6 protein-coding genes are annotated in these 4858 nt (G+C 36.5%); all 6 read left to right on the top strand.

The window, feature by feature from the left end:
• Positions 1-661 (top strand): type VI secretion system Vgr family protein (locus HMPREF0693_RS07610; protein WP_004244629.1); only part of this gene is annotated, 661 nt, incomplete at its 5' end.
• A gap of 2 nt (positions 662-663) precedes the next feature.
• On the top strand, positions 664-1194 hold the full coding sequence (locus HMPREF0693_RS07615; protein WP_004244630.1) for a DUF6484 domain-containing protein: 531 nt from the start codon (positions 664-666) through the stop codon (positions 1192-1194).
• A 14-nt stretch (positions 1195-1208) separates the two neighbouring features.
• Complete coding sequence (locus HMPREF0693_RS07620) at positions 1209-2264, top strand: DUF2169 family type VI secretion system accessory protein (protein WP_004244631.1); 1056 nt, start codon at positions 1209-1211, stop codon at positions 2262-2264.
• Between the two features lie 2 nt (positions 2265-2266).
• Entirely contained in the window at positions 2267-3292 is a 1026-nt protein-coding gene (locus HMPREF0693_RS07625; protein WP_004244632.1) for a 3-oxoacyl-ACP synthase, read from the top strand.
• Positions 3293-4285 (top strand): DUF4150 domain-containing protein, encoded by a 993-nt coding sequence (locus HMPREF0693_RS19455; RefSeq protein ID WP_004244633.1) that lies wholly within the window; start codon positions 3293-3295, stop codon positions 4283-4285.
• Positions 4269-4858, top strand: a 590-nt coding sequence (locus tag HMPREF0693_RS19460) for an HNH/endonuclease VII fold toxin-2 domain-containing protein (RefSeq protein WP_282667155.1), incomplete at its 3' end; no start/stop codon positions are given. The genes HMPREF0693_RS19455 and HMPREF0693_RS19460, both read left to right, overlap by 17 nt.

Consider the following 4858-nt stretch of genomic DNA (forward strand, 5'->3'; position numbering starts at 1 on the left):
TTCATGCTGGGTGCGGGTTGCCATGGGCTGGAGTGGAAATGGTTATGGTTTTTCTGCGGTACCGCGCATTGGCACACAAGTGCTGGTCAGTTACCTGAATGGGGATATCGACAGACCGATAATTACCGGTTGTACCTATGATGGTCGTAACGCACCACCGATTAAGTTCCCAGAGAATAAGACACAAACCACTTTCCGTAGCCAAACCCACAAAGGGGAAGGTTTTAATGAACTGCGTTTTGAAGATGCGGGCGGTAAGCAAGAGGTGTTTCTTCATGCGCAGAAGGATATGAATACTAAAGTATTAAACAATAGAACAACGCATGTACTTGCAGATCATTTTGAAGTAGTCGAAAAAAATCAAATGATCAAAATTACACAAAATCAAGATGAAGAAGTGGGTGAAAATAAGAAGTTATTTGTTAATAAGGATTATCAGCAAAGAGTTGGCGCTAATAAAACATCTATAGTTAAACAAAACATTAAATATGTTGCTGGGGATTCATTTGAAATTGTATGTGGTAAATCAACATTACAAATGGATAAAGAGGGTTATATTCGGATCCGAGGACATGAAATCATAATTGAAACATCTGGAGATCAATATATTAAAGCCGATGGAGATATCACCCTTAAAGCCAAAACAATTTTAGGTAATTAATCATGACAAAATTATTAACTGATAATAAAATACCATCACAAAAATCATCCTTACTAGATGAGATAATCGAAAGGACAGAACCTCAACCTTTATCGGGTGAGCCTTCAATGCTTCCCTCTATCCAATTAGCAAAAATTGTTAGTAACAGTAACGAAGGTATTTCTATTACATTTAATGACAATGAACAACCTATTTTAGCATTGAGTTTAGCGCCAATCACTGAATCTGATGTAGGCAAAATATGTGCGATCCAGTTTATTAATGGAAATCAGAATAACCCATTGATCGTAGGGATGATTTATTCAAATAACTATTTAGATAAATTATCAAAACAAATAATAAATAATGCGACATTATCATGTGTTGAACAAGACCAATTACATATCCAAGCGAGTGAGTCTATTACGTTACAGTGTGGAGAATCTAGCTTAACAATGACTGCTGATGGGTTTGTTCAAATTAGGGCTCTTTATATTGATAACTATGCATTAGCCACAAATCGTATTAAAGGTGCATCAGTACAAGTGAACTGAAGGAAGATAAACACATGGAGTTGATAAATAATGCTAAACATACAGTTGCTAAAGCGACAGTAATGATTGATAAAGCTGGGTTCGAGTATCTGGTTGTTGTAATAAAAGCAACTTATCATATTCCAGAAAATAATCAGCTTCCACGTCCTATTATTCCATCTCAACCCCTAGTCTATTCAGATATATATTATGGAGAGGTGGGGAAATCTGCGCCAATTTATGATGCTGACTTTGTTTTAAAGAAACAAAAATGTGATGTAATTTTTAATGCTAAGGCATTTGCACCGCATAAAAAACCTATTAGCCAACTGATTATATCTGTTCAAGTTGGAGATATGATAAAAAAGATCGCAGTTTTTGGTCAACGTAATTGGTGTAAAGAAGGTGGCCTTTATAAACCTGGAGTCGCAGAGCCTTTTACTGAGGTTCCCTTACACTATGGGGTTGCATTTGGAGGAAAATATTATTACAAAGATGAGCAGATATCTCACTCTATAAATCCACTGGGAATAGGGTATTTTTTATCTCGAAAACCGAATAATAAAGAAATAAAAATGCCTCAACTAGAGTGCATTGATGAACAAATAAATACACCTGAAAGTCAAATTAATCCCATTGCATTATCCGTATTACCTCGCCATTATGGTGAACGGGTAAAATATGCAGGTACTTTTGATGAAAAATGGCGTAACGAAACAGCCCCCTTTTTACCAAGAGACTTTGATGAACGTTATTTTCAATCTGCACCAGCTGATCAACAAATTGATTTTCCTATTGGCAATGAAGTGATTGTTTTAAACAATATACACCCTTTGCGTTCGAAAATTAATTTTAAACTACCAAGATTAAATAATATCCCAGTAAGATTTTATCAGCGTCAAGGGGAAGTCGTGTTATTCACCCCAAGCGTTGATACACTTTATTTTGAACCAGAAAAGGATTTTTTTTCTGTAACTTGGCGGTGCCAATTACCTATTCAAAATATACTCGATATAGAGCAAATTCTTATAGGACCAAGACTAGATAGTTATGTTTCTCGTCAAACGTATCAATCTATTTGTAAGGGATAAAGATGAAAAATAAAAATTATTTATCCATTGTTGCTGCTGGGTTATGTACTCCCGTTGGTACAGATATTTATTCAGCAACAGCAGCCATTCGTTCAGGATTAGATCATTTCCGTGAAACTCATTTTCGAGATACGCTAAATCAGCCTATTGTTGGCTCTTTGTTATATGATTATCAGGTATGGGGACCTGCTCGATTAATTGCGTTATTAAATAAAGTCATTGATGATTCATTGGCGAATATTGCTATAAATAAAGAAAATATTGTTATCTGTTTACTTTTACCAGAAGAAGAACGTCTAGGTATTTTCCCACAATGGTTAAGTATAGTTACTGACGCTATATTGCCTCGCTTTCATAAAAGCTCTATCGCGTTATGTCGTGGAAAAGCAGGTATTGGGGAAGCGTTGCCTTTTTTACAGCGAATATTATCAGAACAAACCACTCATATTGCATTATTAGTCGGTTGTGATAGTTATTTTAATGCAGAAACGATTCGATATTATACGAATACAAATAGATTATTGCATTCGGAAAATAGTGACGGTTTTATTCCTGGCGAGGGAGCGGCTTCTGTTGCATTTACATTAACAAGCAATAATAATAGTAAAGAATACGTTACTATTCTTGGTTTTGATACTCAATTAGAAGCAGCTCATATTTTGCAAACTAAATTGCCTTTAAGAGTGAAAAGTTTATCAAATGCTATTGAACAAGCTTGCCAACGGTCAAATCTTCTTTTACATGACACTCAATTTTGTATGAGCAATGCAAATGGTGAAGCTTTTTACTTTAAAGAAGTTGCGTTAGCTATTACGCGGACATTAAAAGAAAAAGTAGAACATTACCCCCATTATTTAATTGCTAAAAGTGTCGGTGAAACAGGTGCTGCGAGTAGTGTGATTATGTTAGCGATATTATCGGAGTGGATGAAGCACCCTGAAGGACCCGGGAATACTGGATTGATAATATCAAGCGCGGATAGCGGAGAACGAACAGCGATCATTTTACAATATCAAGAGGTAAAGTAGATGGATACGCGAGTTTATGTTAACGGACGAGAAATTTGCTCTAAAGCATCCGATGGTGTATCAACGGCCGCGTTTCCAGATCCTTGCTGGTCTCCTGGCCCCTCAGTGGTTCCTTATCCTAACACCTCTAGCGCAGATGCTTTATCAAATGGTACAGCGACTGTTTTTATCCGAAATAGTATGGTTGCACAAGAAGATCGTTCATTCTTTTCTATTAGTACAGGAGATGAGCCAGCAACTAATGGGTTAGCCAAAGGCGTGATAACAGGCGTTATTAAAGGTAAAGCCTATTTTCGGTCATGGTCACTTAATGTGAAGTTTGAAGGATATGGTGTTGCACGTCATCAAGATCTTATGTCACATAATCATGGCTCTTTTCCATCTAACACACCGACATTTCCGTATATTTCTCGAGGGGTTTTGGGCGGTATTAAAGATTGTAGCAAAGAAAATACACAGATTGAAAAGCGCTGTAAACCCGATAAGGATAACTCGGATGTCCAACAAGAGTTAAAAAAAGAAAGTGCGCTTAGAAAAGCATTAGCAAGAAGAAAAAAAATACAAAATAAAAAAAATAGCAATAAATGGCACTGGACGGAGGATCATTGTGCTGGGTTAGAAATAAAAATGTCAGGGAAAGATCCTAAAAAAGTTGCTAAAGAGTTTATGGATGATATTTCTGATTCGATAGACGCATTAAAAAGCGAATTAGATTATGTTAGTGCATTAAAAAGTAAACTTACTGATATGGCAAAGGATGCCGCATCAAAAGCATTCGGTAAGGTAATCACAAAGGCTGGAATAAAACAAGTAGCAGGTAGCTCAGTTCCAGGTTGGGGAAATGCGGCAATGGCCGCATGGACACTTGGCGATGCAGTCTATGCAGGTTTTGAGGTTAGCACTATTAAATCAGCTGCTGAAGAGGGACTAGAACAAGTTAAAGTCTTATCTGAAAAAGCGGATGATAATAAAAAAATTGATCGAACAAACTGAAAATTATAAAAACTTATCACCTGAAGAACAGCTAGAAAAAGCACAAAAATTGGCTGAAGATGCACAAGATATTCTTGCTAGCTTAAATGCTTGTGTTCGAGCAAGAAAATGCAATTTAGTCCCTTATTCTGTAAAAAATGCGATAAAAGGTGCCAGAGGAAGTAAAGTAGAGACCGCGAAAAAAGGAGGATGTTGCCAAGGACAAACGGGGCATCATTTAATTTACTCTCATTTGTTAAGAGAGACATGTAAGAATTATGAGGAGTCCATAGCCCCTACTGTTTGTGTGGAAGGTACGTCTTGGCATAGTGGTAGTCATGGGCGTATTCATATGGCGATGGATGATGAAATTACTTATTTAGTTGAAAATAATCGATTAAATAATAACACTATGAGTATGCAACAAGCTATTGATGCTGCGGTTAGTGCCCATAAAAAAACGTTTCCATATGCTGATTGTTCCAACAGATGTATTAGAGCTCAATTAGAAAGTTATTATTTATCAATATGCAAAGATGCAAGATTACCCGCGAAAGACTCGAGGGGTAACCCTATAACAACTGAAAAAGAGAG

It is taken from the genome of Proteus mirabilis ATCC 29906, assembly GCF_000160755.1.
Lineage (GTDB): Bacteria > Pseudomonadota > Gammaproteobacteria > Enterobacterales > Enterobacteriaceae > Proteus > Proteus mirabilis.

Coding starts and splice junctions, on each gene's coding strand:
- HMPREF0693_RS19455 (WP_004244633.1), top strand. CDS start 3,293: ATGGATACGCGAGTTTATGTTAACGGACGAGAAATTTGCTCTAAAGCA.
- HMPREF0693_RS07625 (WP_004244632.1), top strand. CDS start 2,267: ATGAAAAATAAAAATTATTTATCCATTGTTGCTGCTGGGTTATGTACT.
- HMPREF0693_RS07615 (WP_004244630.1), top strand. CDS start 664: ATGACAAAATTATTAACTGATAATAAAATACCATCACAAAAATCATCC.
- HMPREF0693_RS07620 (WP_004244631.1), top strand. CDS start 1,209: ATGGAGTTGATAAATAATGCTAAACATACAGTTGCTAAAGCGACAGTA.